At 55.1% G+C, this 18,600-nt stretch carries 19 protein-coding genes; 11 read left to right on the forward strand and 8 right to left on the reverse strand.

The features are described from left to right. Positions 1-114 precede the first annotated feature (114 nt). Positions 115-1,143 carry a dienelactone hydrolase gene (locus KGP21_RS21880; protein ID WP_209530176.1) on the forward strand — a complete coding sequence of 343 codons (1,029 nt, stop codon included), beginning with the start codon at positions 115-117 and terminating at the stop codon, positions 1,141-1,143. Here the strand turns inward: KGP21_RS21880 and KGP21_RS21885 are convergent. Beyond that, positions 1,103-1,999, reverse strand: a complete 897-nt coding sequence (locus KGP21_RS21885) for a LysR family transcriptional regulator (RefSeq protein WP_223536321.1) — start codon at positions 1,997-1,999, stop codon at positions 1,103-1,105. The two genes, KGP21_RS21880 and KGP21_RS21885, sit on opposite strands and share 41 nt — an antisense overlap. 106 nt (positions 2,000-2,105) lie before the next feature. Between KGP21_RS21885 and KGP21_RS21890 the strand changes: the two genes are divergently transcribed. Together KGP21_RS21890 and KGP21_RS21895 are read left to right on the forward strand one after the other, a co-directional pair. After that, positions 2,106-3,485, forward strand: a complete 1,380-nt coding sequence (locus KGP21_RS21890; RefSeq protein WP_223536324.1) for an MFS transporter — start codon at positions 2,106-2,108, stop codon at positions 3,483-3,485. Beyond that, a complete protein-coding gene (locus KGP21_RS21895; protein ID WP_115160030.1) occupies positions 3,485-3,865 on the forward strand; it encodes a DUF4440 domain-containing protein in 381 nt (126 codons plus the stop codon). Before KGP21_RS21890 ends, KGP21_RS21895 begins: the two co-directional genes overlap by 1 nt. Before the next feature lie 192 nt (positions 3,866-4,057). On the opposite strand, the gene asr is transcribed toward KGP21_RS21895, so the two are convergent. Then, entirely contained in the window at positions 4,058-4,528 is a 471-nt protein-coding gene (asr, locus tag KGP21_RS21900) for an acid resistance repetitive basic protein Asr (protein WP_223536327.1), read from the reverse strand. 261 nt (positions 4,529-4,789) lie between these two features. Between asr and KGP21_RS21905 the strand changes: the two genes are divergently transcribed. Beyond that, positions 4,790-5,098 (forward strand): YqjD family protein, encoded by a 309-nt coding sequence (locus KGP21_RS21905; RefSeq protein WP_021807630.1) that lies wholly within the window; start codon positions 4,790-4,792, stop codon positions 5,096-5,098. Between the two features lie 66 nt (positions 5,099-5,164). On the opposite strand, the gene KGP21_RS21910 is transcribed toward KGP21_RS21905, so the two are convergent. Then, entirely contained in the window at positions 5,165-6,607 is a 1,443-nt protein-coding gene (locus KGP21_RS21910; RefSeq protein WP_223498263.1) for a PLP-dependent aminotransferase family protein, read from the reverse strand. A 99-nt stretch (positions 6,608-6,706) separates the two neighbouring features. Here KGP21_RS21910 and KGP21_RS21915 point away from each other — a divergent pair, with 99 nt between their 5' ends. The 5 genes from KGP21_RS21915 (at position 6,707) to nrdF (ending at position 11,145) form a co-directional block, all read left to right on the forward strand. Then, positions 6,707-7,138 (forward strand): carboxymuconolactone decarboxylase family protein, encoded by a 432-nt coding sequence (locus tag KGP21_RS21915; RefSeq protein WP_021807628.1) that lies wholly within the window; start codon positions 6,707-6,709, stop codon positions 7,136-7,138. 266 nt (positions 7,139-7,404) lie between these two features. Further along, a complete protein-coding gene (nrdH, locus tag KGP21_RS21920; protein WP_021807626.1) occupies positions 7,405-7,641 on the forward strand; it encodes a glutaredoxin-like protein NrdH in 237 nt (78 codons plus the stop codon). Positions 7,642-7,649: 8 nt separating this feature from the next. Next, on the forward strand, positions 7,650-8,051 hold the full coding sequence (nrdI, locus tag KGP21_RS21925) for a class Ib ribonucleoside-diphosphate reductase assembly flavoprotein NrdI (protein WP_021807625.1): 402 nt from the start codon (positions 7,650-7,652) through the stop codon (positions 8,049-8,051). Next, the gene (gene nrdE, locus KGP21_RS21930) at positions 8,033-10,177 is read left to right on the forward strand and encodes a class 1b ribonucleoside-diphosphate reductase subunit alpha (RefSeq protein WP_223536330.1); all 2,145 of its coding nucleotides are present in this window, start codon (positions 8,033-8,035) and stop codon (positions 10,175-10,177) included. Before nrdI ends, nrdE begins: the two co-directional genes overlap by 19 nt. An 8-nt stretch (positions 10,178-10,185) precedes the next feature. Then, the gene (gene nrdF, locus KGP21_RS21935; protein ID WP_037376549.1) at positions 10,186-11,145 is read left to right on the forward strand and encodes a class 1b ribonucleoside-diphosphate reductase subunit beta; all 960 of its coding nucleotides are present in this window, start codon (positions 10,186-10,188) and stop codon (positions 11,143-11,145) included. Between the two features lie 47 nt (positions 11,146-11,192). Here the strand turns inward: nrdF and KGP21_RS21940 are convergent, their stop codons facing one another. The 3 genes from KGP21_RS21940 to KGP21_RS21950 all read right to left on the reverse strand — a co-directional run bounded on the left by KGP21_RS21940 (position 11,193) and on the right by KGP21_RS21950 (position 13,557). Beyond that, positions 11,193-11,480, reverse strand: a complete 288-nt coding sequence (locus tag KGP21_RS21940) for a type II toxin-antitoxin system RelE/ParE family toxin (RefSeq protein WP_021807622.1) — start codon at positions 11,478-11,480, stop codon at positions 11,193-11,195. Continuing rightward, the gene (locus tag KGP21_RS21945; RefSeq protein ID WP_021807621.1) at positions 11,477-11,767 is read right to left on the reverse strand and encodes a CopG family ribbon-helix-helix protein; all 291 of its coding nucleotides are present in this window, start codon (positions 11,765-11,767) and stop codon (positions 11,477-11,479) included. Before KGP21_RS21945 ends, KGP21_RS21940 begins: the two co-directional genes overlap by 4 nt. A 437-nt stretch (positions 11,768-12,204) precedes the next feature. Next, the gene (locus tag KGP21_RS21950) at positions 12,205-13,557 is read right to left on the reverse strand and encodes a 2-hydroxycarboxylate transporter family protein (RefSeq protein ID WP_021807620.1); all 1,353 of its coding nucleotides are present in this window, start codon (positions 13,555-13,557) and stop codon (positions 12,205-12,207) included. 292 nt (positions 13,558-13,849) lie between these two features. On the opposite strand from KGP21_RS21950, the gene KGP21_RS21955 reads away from it, so the two are divergent. After that, entirely contained in the window at positions 13,850-15,442 is a 1,593-nt protein-coding gene (locus KGP21_RS21955) for a sensor histidine kinase (protein ID WP_021807619.1), read from the forward strand. A gap of 17 nt (positions 15,443-15,459) precedes the next feature. After that, complete coding sequence (locus KGP21_RS21960; protein WP_166733205.1) at positions 15,460-16,146, forward strand: response regulator; 687 nt, start codon at positions 15,460-15,462, stop codon at positions 16,144-16,146. 128 nt (positions 16,147-16,274) lie between these two features. Here KGP21_RS21960 and ompL read toward each other — a convergent pair whose 3' ends face one another. Together ompL and KGP21_RS21970 are read right to left on the reverse strand one after the other, a co-directional pair. Next, positions 16,275-16,994, reverse strand: coding sequence for a porin OmpL (gene ompL, locus KGP21_RS21965; protein ID WP_223536331.1), 720 nt, complete (start codon positions 16,992-16,994; stop codon positions 16,275-16,277). Positions 16,995-17,098: 104 nt separating this feature from the next. Continuing rightward, a complete protein-coding gene (locus KGP21_RS21970) occupies positions 17,099-18,535 on the reverse strand; it encodes an MFS transporter (RefSeq protein WP_021807616.1) in 1,437 nt (478 codons plus the stop codon). Positions 18,536-18,600: the final 65 nt, after the last annotated feature.

Genomic DNA, 18,600 nt, shown 5'->3' on the forward strand with positions numbered 1-18,600 from the left:
CAGTGTAGTGACCATAATCAGCTAAAACAATTGCTTAACGACCTGGATCGCGATCGAGGTCGCGCCAGGAGAACGCGAATGCGATGGTCTGGTTTTCCCCTTGAAGGAGTCATCATGAAAAAGTTATGGATCTTGTGCCTGCTGTTTAGCAGTGTCGCCACCGCCGCGCCCTGGCAGGTTGCCAGCCGCCTGCAAACGTTTTATAACGGCGATCGCCCATTGGTTAGCCGTATCTATTATCCCACTCATGCCCAAGGCCAGCCGCAACAGGTTGGCGGCAGGCCGGTATTTGCAGGCATCCCTGCTCTGCCAGACGCCCCACCGGCAACCGGGCATTTTCCCTTGGTGATCATCAGCCACGGCAGCGGTGGCAACAATAGCAGCCAAGCCTGGCTGGCGAAGGCGTTGGTGGAACAAGGAATGATCGTGGTTGCAGCCAATCATCCGGGCAGTACCAGCGGTGATTCCATCCCGGCAAAATCGCTCGAACTGTGGCAACAAACGCGCGATATCTCGGCGCTGATCGACGCCATGCTCAAGGATGGCACATGGCAGCCGCGGATCAACGCACAGGCCATTGGTGTGGCAGGGCATTCCAAAGGGGGTTACAGCGCGATATCTGCAATTGGCGGCCAAGTCGCGTTAAAGGATTTTATCGCCGGTTGCCAGCGCCAACCTCGCTCGCCTAACTGCCTGTTTTATGCCGGTGTTAACAAAAACAGCATCTCTGCCACCCAGTTTGACGCTAATTACACCGATGCCCGCATCCGCTTCGCCATCGCCCTGGACCCAGGCATGGTGCCCTATCTGCAACCGGCCAGCCTGCGCCAAATCAGCGCGCCGCTGCTGGTTATCGCCGCACAACGCTTTATGCCGGGCAGCGATCCGGAAAGTCTGGGAGCTGAGTCGTTGGCAACGCACAGCGGGCAGCAGCCAATCAAGGCCGTCGTCTTGCCGGGCAGCAATCACTTCGATTTCTTACAGCTTTGTACGCCAGCCGCCCCGGAGATATTAGCAGAAGAAGGGGAAGCCTTTATCTGTGGCTCTTCCCCCACCGGGCGTGAACGCGCCCACCAGCAAACCATCGCTGCCGTGCTGGCTTTTATTCAGCCGTGGCTATCCGCGCCCGCAGGAAATCGATAAACGCCCGCACCTTCTCCGGCACATGGCGCGTGTTGGGATAGAGCGCATAAATGCTCTGTACCGGGAACTGATGATCTGGCAGCAGGTGGCATAACTGCCCGTTGGCAATAACGGGCCGTACCAACCATTCTGGCAGCAGGGCCACCCCCGCACCTTGTAACGCGAAAGTCAGCAACGCGGTGGCGCTATCGGCCATCAGCCTGGCGTCATCTTCCACCCTGAACAACACCGCCTGACGTTCAGGGGTGAGCACTTGCCAACTCAGCGGCGAAGGGAGGCGGCTGTGGGCCAGCCAGGCAGCCTGAGCCAGTTGAGGCAATGACGCGATCGGCAGCCGTGCAAGATAATCCGGAGACGCTACCGGCAAGATAGCGAAGTTATCGATCAGCGCCGCATGATGGTTGGAGTCCGCCAACTGACCCAGACGGATAGCCACGTCAAACCGCTCGGAAATCAGATCCGCGTGATAGGAAGAAGAAACGTGCTGAATGCGTAAGCGCGGATGCAACTGCGCGAAGGCGGCCAAGGCCGGAACCACAACCTGCGCACCATATTCCGGCGTGCTTGTGATGCGCAGAATGCCACTCAAGCCGTGATGATCGCGACGCACATCGTCGAGCAGGTACTCCGCATCTTGTAATAGCCGTTGGCAACGTGGATAAAAACGCTCGCCAGCATCGGTCAGTGACAGCCGCCGCGTACTGCGCACCAGCAATGAAACGCCTAGCTCGCTTTCCAACTGCTTGATGTTAAAGCTGACCACCGCCTTGGTTTGCCCCAGTGCCTCCGCCGCAGCGGTAAAACTGCCGGTGTCGACCACCGCCGCAAACATCGCTAATCTGGCTAAATTGAGCATCGTTCACCCACCCACTGTCAAAATATTTTTGACAGTGTAATCGCCCAGCGCCGATTTATCAGCCCTTTCCCGCCCGCTACACTGCACGCCTTCAACCGGAGGCTTCATGGCTTATCGCACTAAAGTGGCAATCGTCTATCTGCTCGGATTCTTTGTCGATCTGATCAACATGTTTATCGCCAACGTCGCCTACCCGGCGATCGGACACGCTTTGCAGGCCAACATCAGCCAACTGGCCTGGATCAGCAACGGTTACCTGCTTGGCCTGACGCTGGTGATCCCGCTCAGCGCCTGGCTAGCGCAACGCATTGGCGGGCGGCAGGTCTTTCTGCTGTCGTTGGTGCTGTTTATGCTGGCAACCACGGCGGCAGGCCGCGCTGGCTCGATCGAAGCACTGATCGGCTGGCGGGTGATACAAGGTATGGGCGGAGGGTTGCTGATCCCGATTGGCCAAACGCTCACCTATCAGCTGTTTCGCAGCCATGAACGCGCCGGGCTTTCTGCCGCCATCATGCTGGTGGGGCTGCTGGCCCCGGTGCTCTCCCCGGCATTGGGTGGCCTGATTGTCGATCATCTTGACTGGCGTTGGGTGTTTTACAGCAACCTGCCGCTGGCGGCACTGGCTTTGCTGTTGGCCGTTCTGTGGCTGCGTAACGAGCCTGCGGCCAGCGAGGTTAAGCGGCTGGACGTCACCGGGCTGATTAGCGCCTGCCTGGCACTTACCTTGATCCTGCTTGGCCTGACCCGTCTGAGCGACCCCCATTTGCTGTTGCAAGGCGCTAGCTTGCTGTTCGCTGGGCTGTTGGTGTTTGCTTACTACCTGCGGCACAGCCTGCGCCATCCACACCCGCTGCTGAACCTGCGGTTGGTGCGGGACCCACAATTGCGTATCGCCATGATCGTCTACCAGTGCATCCCTGGTCTGTTCATCGGCGTCAGCCTGGTGGCGATGCTGTACCTGCAAAACCAGCTGGGTATGTCGGCCACTCAGGTGGGCGGGCTGATGGTTCCCTGGTCACTGGCCTCTTTCGCTGCTATCACCCTGACCGGCAAGGTTTTCAACCGTTGCGGCCCGCGCCCGCTGTTTATTGCCGGTTGCGCTTTGCAAGGCCTGGGGATGCTGGCCTTATCGCAGATCGGAGATGCCGGGCAGCATAGCTGGCAAATCTTCGCGTTTGCCTTGATGGGGCTGGGTGGCAGCCTATGTAGCAGCACGGCACAAAGCTGCGCCTTTCTCACCATTGCCGACACCCAGTTGGCCGATGCCAGCGCCCTATGGAATATCAACCGCCAGTTGAGCTTTTGCTTTGGCGTTACCCTGCTCAGCCTGTTGCTCAATCTGTTGCTCGGCCATATGGAGGCGCTCATGGCCTATCGTTACTGTTTTTATCTCGCCGCAGCCAGTACGCTGTTCCCGATGCTGCTGTGCCTGCGTATTACCAACCGCGCCATCGTGCGCCATCTCAACGCTGAACAGGGATCCTGATGAATCGTTATTTTACCGAAGTGATTGACGCCCATGTGGCTATCGCCGACTGGCTGGGAAAAGGGGCTGGGGAACTGCAACCGCTCTTGGCGCGGTTTCAGGCAGATTTTTGCATGATTGCCTTAAACGGCAGCAAGCTGGGGTCCAACGAACTGGAGGGATTTTTCCAGGCGCATCGGGCTGCAAAGCCGGGGCTGGAGATTGCGATCGAAGAAATGAAGATGGTCGCAGAATGGCCAACGGGGGCCGTAGTCAACTATCGCGAGAAGCAAACGCTGCCAGGCCAACCTGCGACCCTGCGTTATTCCACCGTGGTCTTTACTCAGACCGCAGACGGGCTACGCTGGCTGCACCTGCACGAAACGCCTATCGGGCAATAATTACAGGAAGCTGCTGGCCAGGAACAATTGCCAGGCAACCACCAGACCACATAGCGTGACGGCACTGAAGATCACTTCAAACAGGTAGCGGTTCATCATGATGACCTCACCTCAAAAGAAGACACCCGGAAAACCGGGTGTCAGAGTATTCAGCAGAGGAGGCGGAACCTTTGACGGCTCCGCTATCTTCACTTATTTAGCTGCAGGAGCTGCGGCTTTCTTGCTTGATTTGTGGTGTTTTTTAGCAGCCTGGGCTTTCTGAGCGGGTTTGGCTGCGGCTTTTTGGTGCTTTTTAGCAGCCTGAGCTTTCTGAGCTACTGGAGCTTTGGTCGCGGCAGCTTTGTGGTGTTTTTTAGCGGCCTGAGCTTTTTGAGCGGGTTTGGTGGCGGCTTTGTGATGCTTTTTGGCAGCCTGAGCCTTCTGAGCTACTGGCGCTTTTTTGCTGTGCTTTTTAGCGGCCTGAGCTTTCTGCTCTGGTGCTTTTTTGGTGGCTTTCTTGTGTTCTTTCTTGTGGTGAGTCGCTTTAGCTGGAACTTTCTCAGCCGCAGGAGCCGCAGTAGTAGGAGCCGCAGTAGGTGCCGGTGCAGCCGCAGTATCAGCAGCGAAAGCAACAGAAGACAGGCCCATGGTGGCAGCAACGATCAGCGCTAATACTTTTTTCATCTTTAAATCCTCAGATTGTGTTTTTCGGTAAGCCCGGTTGGGCCGTTGAGGAGATAATAGAGGAATCAATTCGCCGTTTCCGTGAGTGATTGGTTTCGCTGAGTAACCAAATGTACAGAGCTTGTCGCCAGGCCCTTAGGCGGGGATAAGCCCCGAAAAAAGCTTCGTTTTTCGCGGGGATAGCCATTAATTTTCGTGATCGCCAGCACACTTCTCAAAATGGTCTACACTTAAAGGACATGTGTCGTAACGGAGAGTCGAATGTTTAACAAGACAGAGAAAGTAGAACGAGACATCGATCAGGACGTGAACCTGCTGGCCGATACGCTGGATGAAGTATTACGTGACTCCAGCAGCAAGACCAAAGAAGAACTGCATGAACTGCACAGTAAGGCAAAAGGGATATTACGCGATGCCCGTGCACGCTTCAGCGGTTCCAGCAGCCTGACACAACATGCTCGCGACGTAGCCGGCAATGCCGATAGCTATGTACGAGAAAAACCTTGGCAGGGCGTAGGCATCGGTGCCGCTGTTGGTATCGTGCTCGGCGTCTTGCTTGCACGGCGTTAACCCATGTAGCTGGTTTTAACCATAAAAACAGATGTGCGTCTGGCCCACGGTTTTCCGTGGGCCGCTTTATTTTCCGCCCTCGATAATCGCCGCCAGCCGGTCCACCGCGCGCTCCGCTTCGCAATAGCTGGTGAAGTTGCCAAAGCCCATCAATAAACCATTATCGGCAGGCGTAGACATCTGCCAATCCGACAATGCCTGTATCGACAACCCCTGTTGCCAGGCTCTCTTTGCCAGCTCACTGTCATTGAGCCCAGCTTGCAAATGCGCCAACATCTGGATGCCCCCGGCCTGCGGTGCCACCGTCAAATAGTCTGCAAGCCGCTGTGTCAGGGCCTGCACCAACCATGCGCGCCGCTGGCGATACAGCAACCGCATGCGCTTCAGATGGCGGTAAAAATGCCCGCCGTTGATAAAATCGGCCACTCCGGCTTGCAGTAACGGTGGGCAACCGCAGCCTCGCAGCTGGCTACAGCGCTCAAAAGCCGCCGTCTGCTCTGCGGGCACCACCAGATAGGCCATGCGTAACGCCGGAAACAGGGTTTTGCTGAAGGTCCCGGCGTACAGTACCCGCCCCTGACGATCGAGGCTTTTTAACGGCGGCAAAGGTTTGCCGTAGTAGCGGCATTCGCTGTCGTAATCGTCTTCGATGATCCATGCCGAGTGACGGGTTGCCCAATCCAGCAGCGCCATACGCCTGGCCAGGCTGAGGGTAACGCCCAGCGGGCTTTGGTGAGTCGGCGTCAGCACCGCCATGCGGGCGTCTGGCCGGGTGGCAATACCGGCGTCAATATCCATCCCTTCCTCATCAACCGGCACTGGGACAATTTGCATGCCGGCGGCGCTAAACAGCGGCTGGGTAACCGGATAACCAGGGTCTTCCAGCCAGACCGCCTCTCCCGGTTTCAACAACGCGTTGATCACCAGCTCTAGCAAAGCCTGATAACCCGCACAGATAAATACCTGTTCCGGCCGACAGACAATGCCACGGGAAAGGTGCAGGTAATGCACGATTGCCTCGCGCAGTTCCGGCAGGCCATTAGGTGGTGGGTGTGCCAGTGAGGCCATCGTGGTGCCACGCAACTGCCGGGCAACGATGCGCTGCCATACCGCCCGTGGGAAGGCATCCAGCGCGGGCAGGCCAAGCTGGAAGGGTTGAGTCGGCCCGGCGGGATGAGACTGAAATGCGGAAGGTGCCGGAGTTGCCAAGGTGGGTACCGCTGACAGCTTGGGGCGCTCAGGCATTTTCAGCAACTGGGAGGAGACATAGGTTCCCGCCTGGCCCCGGCTTTGCAGAAAACCTTCAGCCACCAGCGCAGAGTAGGCATTTTCTACCGTCGCACGTGCTACCCCCAAATCGCTTGCCAAGCCGCGTACCGAAGGTAAACGGCTGTTAGCTACCAGGGTTCCCTGCACGATCGCGTCTTTGATCCGCAGATAGATCTGTCGGTATAGGGGCTCGGCCAGTTGGGGATCCAGCCGTAGGGCAGCAAAAATAGGGCGTGTCATGGCCTGGTTAAATAATCATTTTATGGCTCTATAGCATAGACCATATCGCGGCTAAAGTAGCGCCATACATTGGTTACGTCATTAATCCGAGGTTTGAACATGATCAAGCAACGTTTGCAGTACGCCGAACTGTCACCGGCCCCTTATAAAGCCATGGTGAGCGCATTGGGCGGGCTAGAGAAAGGCCCGCTGGATAAAGCGATCATTGAGCTGATGTTTATGCGCGTTTCGCAGATCAACGGCTGTGCTTTTTGCCTGGATATGCACGGCAAAGCGCTGCGTGCAGGGGGAGCGAACCACGCCAAGCTGGATACGTTGGCGGGCTGGCGCGTCAGCCATGAATTCAGCGAGGCAGAACGTGCCGCGTTGGAATGGGCCGAAGCGGTGACCCTGATTGCGGCAACCGGCGCACCGGACAGTGCCTTTGACGCCCTGAAAGCCCATTTCAGCGATGCCGAAATCAGCGATCTGACCTTTGCCATCAGCATTATGAACGCCTTTAACCGCCTGGCAGTCAGCATGCGGCAGTAATTTTGCTGGCCGGGGCAACCCGGCCTGCTCGATCCTCATCGCAAAAAATATTTCCCCACCGCTTTTCCAGCCTCGGCGCGGCCTGCGCCCAAAAAACCGAAAAACACCACATATAGTGGTGTTGATAATACAAATATCCACATATAGTATTCATTCATCAACACAGGGGGAAACGCTTGGGTTGGTGACGCCGTCAGAAACGCCCTATCATGCTCAACTTTCTGACTTATCCGCCTTTCCTTCAATACAAAAGGTAAATGCGAATCATGAGTATTATTATTTACACCAAACCAGATTGTGTCCAGTGCAATGCCACCTACCGTGCCCTGGATAGACAAGGGATCGACTATCGCGTGGTCGATTTGACTCAGGATCAGCAGGCGATGAACCACGTTAAATCACTGGGCTATCAACAGGTTCCGGTGATTATCGCCGGTGACGATCACTGGTCTGGTTTCCGCCCGGACAAGATCGGCGCGTTAGCCAACGCCCTAACCTCCTGAGGTGTGCCATGGATCCGCTGGTCTACTTCTCCAGCAGTTCGGAGAACACCCACAGATTCGTTGAGAAGCTGGCACTGCCCGCGATACGCATCCCGATCGCGGGCAGTAAAAAAGTACTGATGGAGCACCCTTATATCCTGATCGTGCCCAGTTACGGCGGCGGCAGCAGCGTCGGTGCCGTACCGATCCAGGTGATCCGTTTTCTCAATGATCCGCAGAATCGCGGTTACCTGCGCGGTGTGATTGCCGCAGGTAACACCAATTTCGGCGCCGCGTATGGCATCGCCGGTGACATCATCGCCAAAAAATGCCAGGTACCGGTGCTTTATCGATTTGAGCTACTCGGCACCACACAAGACGTCGCAATCGTTCAACAGGGAGTCACCGCATTTTGGCAACGACAGAACTGACCAGGTCCGCCAGCGCCACGCTGGATTACCATTCGCTCAACGCGATGCTCAACCTTTATGACGCCGAAGGGCGCATCCAGTTCGATAAGGATCGGCTGGCCGCCAGGCAATACTTTTTGCAGCACGTGAACCAAAACACCGTGTTCTTCCACAATCTGGCGGAGAAATTGCGCTATCTGGTGGATGAGGGATATTACGAAGCAGCGGTGCTGGAGCAGTATGAGTTCGCCTTTATCAAGCAGCTGTTCCAACAGGCCTATGCCAGGAAATTCCGCTTCGAGACCTTCCTCGGCGCCTTCAAGTATTACACCAGCTATACGCTGAAAACCTTCGATGGCCAGCGCTATCTGGAACGCTATGAAGACCGGGTGTGCATGGTTGCGTTACGGCTGGCGGCGGGTGATACCGCGCTGGCGCAGGATCTGGTGGAAGAGATCATCTCCGGGCGCTTCCAACCCGCAACCCCCACTTTCCTCAACTGCGGCAAACAGCAGCGCGGCGAGCTGGTTTCCTGCTTCCTGCTGCGTATTGAAGACAATATGGAGTCGATTGGCCGCGCGGTGAATTCGGCACTGCAACTCTCCAAACGCGGCGGCGGTGTGGCCTTTCTGCTGAGCAATATCCGCGAGGTTGGCGCACCGATCAAGCGCATTGAGAACCAGTCCTCCGGGGTGATCCCGATAATGAAAATGCTGGAGGATGCCTTCTCTTACGCCAATCAACTGGGAGCACGTCAAGGCGCTGGGGCTGTGTATCTGCACGCCCATCACCCAGACATTCTGCGTTTCCTGGATACCAAGCGGGAAAATGCCGACGAAAAAATCCGCATCAAAACCCTGTCGCTGGGGGTGGTGATCCCGGATATCACCTTCGAGCTGGCAAAAAATAACGAAGTGATGTACCTATTCTCTCCCTATGATGTGCAACAGGTGTACGGCGTACCGCTGTCTGAGATCAGCGTCAGCGAAAAATACCGTGAGATGGTGGATGACAAACGCATCCGCAAATCCCGCATCAACGCCCGTGAGTTTTTCCAACTGCTGGCGGAGATCCAGTTCGAATCCGGCTATCCGTACATGATGTTTGAAGATACGGTCAACCGCAGCAATCCGATCGCCGGGCGCATCAATATGAGCAACCTGTGCTCGGAAATCCTGCAGGTTAACAGCGCCAGCCGTTACCATCAGGACCTGAGCTATGCCGAGATCGGCAAAGATATCTCCTGCAACCTGGGTTCGCTGAACATTGCCAAAGTCATGGATGCGCCAGACTTCGGTAAGGCGGTGGAAACCGCGATCTACGGGCTGACGGCGGTAGCGGATATGAGCGATATCGGCTCGGTGCCGTCTATCGCCGCCGGGAATCAGGCTTCTCATGCCATCGGCCTGGGCCAGATGAACCTGCACGGCTATCTGGCGCGCGAACGCATCTTCTACGGTTCGGACGAAGGCATCGACTTCACCAATATCTACTTCTACACCGTGACCTACCACGCCCTGCTCGCCTCCAACCGGCTGGCAATAGCACGCGGCAGCAGTTTTGCCGGTTTCGAGAACTCCACCTACGCCAGCGGGGAGTATTTCAGCAAATACATCGAGCAGGAGTGGCAGCCAAAAACCGCGCGGGTACGCGAACTGTTTGCCAACGCCAATATCGCCATACCTGGGCGTGAGGAATGGTTGGCACTGCGCGCTGCGGTGATGATGCACGGGCTGTATAACCAGAACCTGCAGGCGGTGCCGCCTACCGGCTCCATCTCCTACATCAATAACTCAACCTCCAGCATCCATCCGATCGTCTCACGCATCGAGATCCGCAAGGAGGGCAAGATTGGCCGGGTCTATTACCCAGCCCCCTACATGACCAACGACAACCTGGAGTATTACCAGGACGCCTACGAAATTGGCCCGGAAAAGATTATCGATACCTACGCCGCCGCCACGCAGCATGTGGATCAGGGGCTGTCGCTGACGCTGTTCTTTCGCGATACCGCCACTACCCGCGACATTAACCGCGCGCAAATCTACGCCTGGCGTAAAGGCATCAAGACCATTTATTACATCCGTCTGCGCCAGATGGCGTTGGAAGGCACCGAGGTGCAGGGCTGCGTGTCCTGCGCGCTGTGAGGAAGATTATGACAATGCAACGAGTGCAGGCCATCAACTGGAACAAGATTGATGACGACAAGGATCTGGAGGTGTGGAACCGGCTGACCAGCAACTTCTGGCTACCGGAAAAGGTGCCGTTGTCGAACGATATTCCATCCTGGGCTACGCTGACCGCCAAGGAACAACAGCTCACCATCCGCGTATTTACCGGGCTGACGCTGCTGGATACCATCCAGAATACCGTTGGCGCACCGGCGCTGATCGCCGATTCTATTACCCCGCACGAGGAGGCGGTGTATTCCAACATCAGCTTTATGGAGGCGGTACACGCCCGTTCCTACAGTTCGATATTCTCCACCCTGTGCCAAACCCGGGATGTTGACGAGGCTTACCGTTGGAGCGAGGAAAACGCCACGCTACAGAAAAAGGCCAGCATCATTCTGGCGCACTACCGCAGCGACGATCCGCTGTTGAAAAAGGTCGCCAGCGTGTTTCTGGAGTCGTTCCTGTTCTATTCCGGCTTTTACCTGCCCATGTACTGGTCGAGCCGGGCCAAGCTGACCAACACCGCCGATCTGATCCGCCTGATCATTCGCGATGAAGCGGTGCATGGCTACTATATTGGCTACAAGTTTCAGAAAGGCCTGGAGCAGGCCAGCCCGGCCCGCCGCCAGCAGGTGAAGAACTTTGCCTTCGATTTGCTGCAGGATCTCTACGACAACGAGGTGCGTTATACCGAAGAGCTCTACGACGGAGTGGGCTGGACGGAAGAGGTGAAAACCTTCCTGCACTATAACGCCAACAAGGCGCTGATGAATCTGGGCTACGAGGCGTTGTTCCCACCGGCAATGGCACAAGTAGACCCGGCAATCCTGTCGGCGCTGTCACCCAACGCCGATGAGAACCACGATTTCTTCTCCGGCTCCGGCTCTTCCTATGTGATGGGCAAAGCGGTGAATACCGAAGATGAGGACTGGGAATTCTGAGCCTGATAGGGAACAGGATGCTGCGCCTCTAGCTAAAACCTCAACAATTAATAACCCAGTTCCTTCTGGCTACGGATGGCCAGAACAAATACCGTATCAATATCGGGCACGTACTTATAAAGCGCCAAATATCCTCGCGTTTGCTGGCCAATAATCAACTCACGCGTTCCTGAGCCAAGTGGCCTGCCAATCAACGGATTATGTTCCAGTACCGTAATCGCCTGGATAATCTCCTGAATTCGCTGCCCGGTATCGGCTACCTCATAATGCGCCAAATGGTCGAGAATACGCTCGATATCATCCCTGACCTCTGGCGCCAACTCGATTTTGGTCATCGCCCCCCCAGTTTTTTCGCTACAGGCTGGGTGGCCGTGCTATTTCCGGCTACATAGCTTTCCAGATAACCGCGCATATCGTCCCAGGAAATGGTCTCACCCGTGGCGATAATGTTGGCATAACGCTGTTCCGCCTGTTCCTCGAAATCGCGACGTAACTCTTCCCGCTGAGTTTTTTCCGTAATAGCCTGCAGAATAAAACTGTGAGAACTCACGCCAACCTTGTCTGCTGCGGCCGCGACGCGAGCTTTAAGTTCTTCAGGCAGGCGGATGGTGGTGGTTGACATGGTCAAACCTCGGCGATGACAAAAAATGTAGCTCAATTGTGCTACACCACTCTTGAATACTCAATAGCTATGGTTGTTTTTTCATCAGCAAGAGTCACTTAACCTCACCGCTAGCCCCCTCACCCTAACCCTCTCCCACAGGGGTAGGGGACTGAACGAGCCACATTTCAACTACTATGTTCTACTTATACATCAACAAATTACAGATTAACTCCTCAAGATCGGTATGAAAGTACCAGGACCTATCATGTACATTAGTCGACCCACCTTCGCTGAGATATTCGCCTATCTCCCTGTGGGAAAGGGTTGGGGTGAGGTACGGTGATCGATCATGGACTTTAGTTGACTCACCTTCGCTGAGATTTTCACCTATCTCCCAACAGAGCAGGGGCTTTCAGCTCCCTCTCCCTGTGGGAGAGGGTTGGGGTGAGGGGTCATCAATAGAAATGCGACAGCACCAGCAGCGACAGCGAAACGTTGATCGCTCCGCCGATGCGCGTTGCGATTTGGGCGAAGGGCATCAGTGACATGCGGTTGCCCGCAGTCAGGATCGCCACGTCACCGGTTCCGCCTTGTCCACTCTGGCAGCAGGAAACAATGGCCACGTCGATCGGATGCATACCAATCTTCTTGCCAACTAGGAAACCGGTGGCCACCAGCGTGCTCACCGTGGCCACGATCACAATCAGGTTCTGTACGGTGAAGGCATCCACCAGCTCTTGCCACGGCGTAATAGCAACCCCTACGGCAAACAGGATCGGATAGGTCACGGCGGTGCGGAAGAATTTATACACCACCTGCGATCCTTGCTGAATACGTGGCGAAACGCCGTGTGCCAGCTTCACCGCCACCGCGGCAAACAGCATCCCTACCGGGGCCGGCAAGCCGATCAGCCGGTGTAACAACATGCCCACCATATACAGCAGGATAGCCAGCAGCGCGCCACAGGCGATAGTGGCAACATCCACGTTACCGCTCAGTTTCTCGGTTGCCGCGACCTCGCTATCACCCTGCTTGCTCGGCATCAGGCTGCCTTCGCCGGTAAGGTGCGGATAGCGTTTCCCCACTTGGTTCAGCAGGCCAGCAATCACGATCGCCGTCAGGCTGCCCAACATCACGATCGGCAGGATACGCCCCAAAGCTACGCCCTGCTCCATATGCAAAATGGCGGCATAGCCCATCGACAATGGGATCGCCCCTTCCCCCACGCCACCGGCCATGATCGGCAGGATCAGGAAGAAGAAGATCTGGAACGGATCCAGGCCCAACGCCATACCCACCGCCATCCCGACCAGCATACCGGCAACCTCACCGCACAACATCGGCACAAAGATACGCAGGAAACCCTGGATCAGCACCTGGCGGTTCATGCTCATAATGCTGCCGACGATGATGCAGCAGATGTAGAGATAAAGAATATTGGTCGACTTGTAGAATTTGGTGGTGGATTCAACCACCACGTCCGGCAGCAAACCATAGTGCACCAGTGCGGAAGGTATAAAGGTGGCGCAGATGGCGGCAGCCCCCATTTTCCCCACCAGCGGCAGACGCTTGCCAAACTCACCACAGGCAAAGCCGAAGAACGCCAGCGTCGCCACCATCACCACGATATCGCTGGGTAATTTCCCTGCCAGGCAATCGAGCAGGATCAGCACTCCGGCCAGCACGAAGAAGGGCAGCGGTATAATCCCTATTTTGTAATTATCCAGAATATGCCACCACTTTTCGCGCAGCGGAATATCGGCAGTTTTATCTTTGGTAACGAGGTAGGAATCATCGGTTGTGCTCATAATCTGGCCTCTTATTGTTTGTTCGGCCATCATAGAGAAACGCTTGGAGTCACCGCTGTGATTTTGTTCAAAATAAACAAGGGTTTTTAATGGGGATTATGGTTTCTATGGTGTTAATACGATTTATGTAAAATAACCTGTGGAGTTAATGAGTTTAATAATAGGTTTGTTTTCATTCCTCCTTACAATAAAGCCGTGCCGCTGCTCACAACTTGATCTTGGGCAATATTACTTCAAGGGCGACTCATGATAGGGTAGTCACCCAAACGGACACCAGGACTCGCGGCAAACCATGCACATCAAACTCTCTTTTCATATCAAGCTGTTCCTGTGCCTGGTCGCCTTTTCCTGCGTGTTGCTGACGCTGATCGGGGTTTACACTTACTACAAACTGGATGCGCAGTTGCACCGGGATCTGGGTGCCCGCGCCCAAGTGCAGGCTCGTGAGATTGCGCTGATCCCCTCCCTGGTCACCGCAGTTGAAAATAACGACACGCAATATATCGCTACACTGATGAAAAAAATCCGCGCCAGCAGCGATGCCAGCTATATTGTGATCGGCGATAGCCATACCATTCACCTTTACCATTCCGAACACGCCGACCGTTTGGGCACCCCCATGGTGGGGGGCGATAATAAAGAAGTGCTGGAAGGCAAAAGCATTATCTCGATCCGCAATGGGGGGATCGGTATTTCATTACGCAGCAAGGCACCGATTGTGGATGACAATAACCGGGTGATCGGTATTGTTTCCGTCGGGTATCTTAAATCCCATATCGACAGTTTAAATGCCCATACGCTGACCCAGATCGTGGCCTCGATCGTTTTGCTATTGATGGCACTGTTTATCTTTTCCTGGCTATTATCGAAAAACCTGAAACGCCAGATGTTTTCATTAGAGCCGAAAGAGATCGCGCTGCTGGTGCGCCAGCAAAAAGCCCTGCTGGAAGCTATCTATGAAGGGGTGATCGCCATAGATCCGCAACTGCGCATCATCACCATTAACCACGCCGCGCGTGAGCTGCTGGACCTGCGCCAACCGGCCAATAATCTGTTGGGCCAGCATATCGGTGAGATCATCCAGTCGCAGCCCGATTTCTTTGCCGCTACGCAGCTGGGGCACGACACCCATGACGAGGTGTGCCGTTTCAACCATGTGCGAGTCATTGCCAGCCGGGTGCGGATCATGCAGGAAGATGAGCTACAGGGTTGGGTGATCAGCTTTCGCGACAAGAACGACATCAACACCCTCAGCAGCCAGCTTAGCCAGGTAAAACGCTATGCTGACAACCTGCGCATCATGCGCCACGAACAGCTGAACTGGACGGCCACGCTCGCTGGCTTGCTGCATATGCAACGTTATGACGAAGCCGTCCGCTATGTGGAGGCCCAGTCGGAAGGTGCGCAGGAGATCCTCGATTTCATTTCCCAGCGCTTCAGCTCCGCCGCCTTGTGTGGCCTGCTGTTGGGCAAATACTCCAGCGCACGGGAAAAAGGCATTGAACTCCGCTTCGACCCCGCCTGCCAGCTGCGCCAAATCCCCGCCGCGCTGAATGAAACCGAGCTGATGTCGATTATTGGCAACCTGTTGGATAATGCGTTCGATGCTACGCTGCGTTGCGCAGCGCCGCACGAAGCGGTAGAACTCTATATCAATGACAGCAGCAACGAGCTGGTGATCGAAGTGGCCGATCGCGGCACCGGGATTGCACCGCAGGTTCGTGATACGCTGTTTGAACAAGGCGTGACAACCAAAGATAAGGGCGACCACGGTATCGGCCTGCACCTGGTGGCCAGCCACGTCGCTCAGGCACATGGCAGCATCGAAGTGTCGGACAACGATCCGCACGGCGCCATTTTCTCGCTGTTTATCCCCAAAGCTTAAGCACCCGGATCCGACCTATGCAACCTGAGACACTGGACGTTCTGATCGTGGAAGACGAGCCGCAACTGGCTACGCTACACGCCGAATTTCTTGAGAAACATTTCAACCTGCGGGTGGTGGCCTATGCCGCGACCCTGGCGGAAGCCAGAGCAAAAGTGAATGCTCACCAGCCCCGGTTGATCCTGCTGGACAACTTTCTGCCGGACGGCCAGGGGATTGCGCTAATGGAAGAAGCCGCGGTGAAAAAGCCCGGCTGCTCGGTGATTTTTATCACCGCCGCCAGCGATATGAATACCTGTAGCCAGGCGATCCGCAACGGGGCCTTCGACTACATCATCAAACCGGTATCCTATAAGCGGCTGCGCAATTCGCTGGAACGCTTTATGCAGTTTGTGCAGACCCAGCGCACCTTCAAGGTCATCGACCAGAGCAGCGTCGATGCGTTGTATAACCTGCAGTCCAAGCAGTTTTCCAACGAACCCAGCGCCAAAGGGATTGAAACCATCACCCTGGAGTTGGTGCAGGCGTTGTTCATCGAGCAGCCAGAGGTAGCCCACGCGGTGGAAGACGTGGTGGCACACGCCGGCATTAGCAAAACCACCGCACGCCGCTATCTGGAATACTGCGTAGCAACCCAGTTTGTGCACGTTGAAATGCTCTACGGCAATATCGGTCATCCTCGTCGTCTATACCGCAAGGCTTAGGCTGACATCTGCCTGTCATATTGCGGGGTTATGCTGATTCACAGATATCCCCTTCGATATCGGCATCAATGTTACATTCAGCTCTTTTTACCCGGCCAAGACTTGGCCGGGTTTTTTATTGGTGTGGCTTAAAAGGTATACCGCAACCCTACGCGGATACGATACTGCTCCTTATTATAATCGTTCCAGCGGTCCAACCATTGCAGCTCCAGATAGGGCATCCAATGGGTATCGATTTTATAGCTGAACTTATTGGTGATCTCCCAATGGTGACTCTTGCCATTCTTACTGTGGAAATCGTTAACCCGGATAAAGTAATGTGGCTCGAAGGTATAATTTAACTCATCGCTGAGCTTGAAGTTCCAGTAGTTGGCAATTTCATGGGTATCATTACGCGCCGGGTTGCCGTTAAAGTCGATGGAATCATAATTATTATGGTTATAGCGATAACGCACGGTCAGGTTGAAAAACGGCAGGAATTTATAGTTGTTGTCCAGATAGATAGCACCGCCAGAACCCGCACTACTCGAGTTGACCAGCCCGCCGGGAGACACCGTCCATTTATCCGTTGGCCGGAACAATGGATACCAACCCTCCAGCTCGTTATAGCTGTGCTTAAGCTGATCAAACTTGCCAATGTTATAGGCGTTGGTGGCCATCACACCGGCTCCACCATCAAAATTATAGCCGCCGCGCAGGATGATTTCGTTTAATTCCGAGGCGGTATTATAAGCCTCACGAGTTTCCAGATAGGCGCGTCCGGCCTGAGCGCTGGTTGAGGCAAACAACGCCGCCACCAGCAGTATCGTCTTGGTTTTATTGCTGCTAGAACCCCAGAAAGTAGACATGGTTAAATTTCCTTGTGACATTGTTCCTGATAAAAGCCTGCAGAAATCCCGCCGTCATGCCGTTAGGCATGACGGCTGTGCGTTATTATTGGTAATGCTGTGGCTTAGACTTCTTTGATTATTGCCGTATTGATTGCCGGATGAGGCTCGGCCTGTTGGTCGCGGTTTCCTTTTTTGTGATTAATCTCGGTGATGATTTGCATAAATAGCTGCTCATTCAACTTATAGAAAAACCCCATCATGACGGCGGCAACCATCGCCAATACGCAGGGATAAATAAAGATTAACTCGCGCAGGCCTTTCAGCACCGAGGCAGACTGCTCAACATTCGGTATGTAGCCGATCTGCGTCAGCATAATGCCCGGTAACAATCCGGCTAGCGCGGCGGAGATCTTGCGTGAAAAGGTATAGCCGGTATACACCGAGCCTTCCGCGCGGATGCCGGTTTTCCATTCGCCGTAATCAACGGTATCGGGCACCAGCGCCCAGTTCAGGCTGTTGACGAAGGCCGTGCCGAAGAAGGCCATGCAGGAGAACGCTACGAAAGAGAGCGAGCTGTCGCCCCAGGCGTAGTTACACAGATCTCCCAGGCACCACAGCAACAGGCCACCCAGGTAGACCCGCTTTTTACCAAAACGCTTCACTGCCGCTGGCACCATCAGCACGCCAATCAAAATGCAGCCCATGCTGAAAAAGCCCATATAGGACAGCAAATGGATATCGTGCAATACGTATTGGGTGTAATAGACCTGGATCGCCAACTTGATATTAAACGCTGCCAGCGTACACAGGTTGGCGATGCACAGCACCAGCAACGGCGGATTCTGGAAAATGGCGCGGAAGGATTTGAAGATGCCAGGTTTATGATGCGCCGGTACCACATCAACATAGCGCTCTTTGACCCCGGCATGGCACCACCACATGCAAAACACACCACAGGTCGCAAACACCACTGCGGCAACCAGATAGCCTATCTCCGGGCGTGAAGTGAACAACATCTGGATCGGGACAAAGCCCACGGTGCATAACAGCAGCCCCAACGTTGCACCTCCCTGCCGCCAAGCGGCAAGGTGCGCACGCTCCTGCGGGTTTTTGGTGATGGCTGGCACCATCGCCCCATAGGAGCAGTTCATCAGGCTGTAGAACAGGCCGAACAGCATAAACAGTACGGTGGCCAGTACGGTTTTGGTATTCAGGCTGAACCCGCTATTGAGGAAGTTGGCCACGGCCAGCAAGGCTACTGGCAGCGAGGCATAGAAGATAAACGGCCTGAACTTGCCCTTGGCACCGATATTACGCCGGGAATCCAGCAGCACGCCGGTCAGCATATCGGTGAAGGCGGTGAAGAATTTGGCGATCAAAAAGATCACGCCGCCGTAGATGGCGGGTAATCCCAGAATATCGGTATAGAACTTCAGCAAATACAGGGTACCGATACACAGCATCAGGTTGGAACCGAAGTCCCCCATGCCGTAGGCGAACTTTTCGCGCAGCGGCAACCGTAGCGTAACGGGATCTTGGTAGGATAGAGAGTTGGCCATCTGGCAGATCCTTATTATTGTCTTACACCCTGCGTCTTTCTTGTTACAAGGGCGAATACATTCGC

It is taken from the genome of Serratia sp. JSRIV004 (assembly GCF_019968705.1).
GTDB classification, from domain to species: Bacteria; Pseudomonadota; Gammaproteobacteria; order Enterobacterales; family Enterobacteriaceae; genus Chania; species Chania fonticola_B.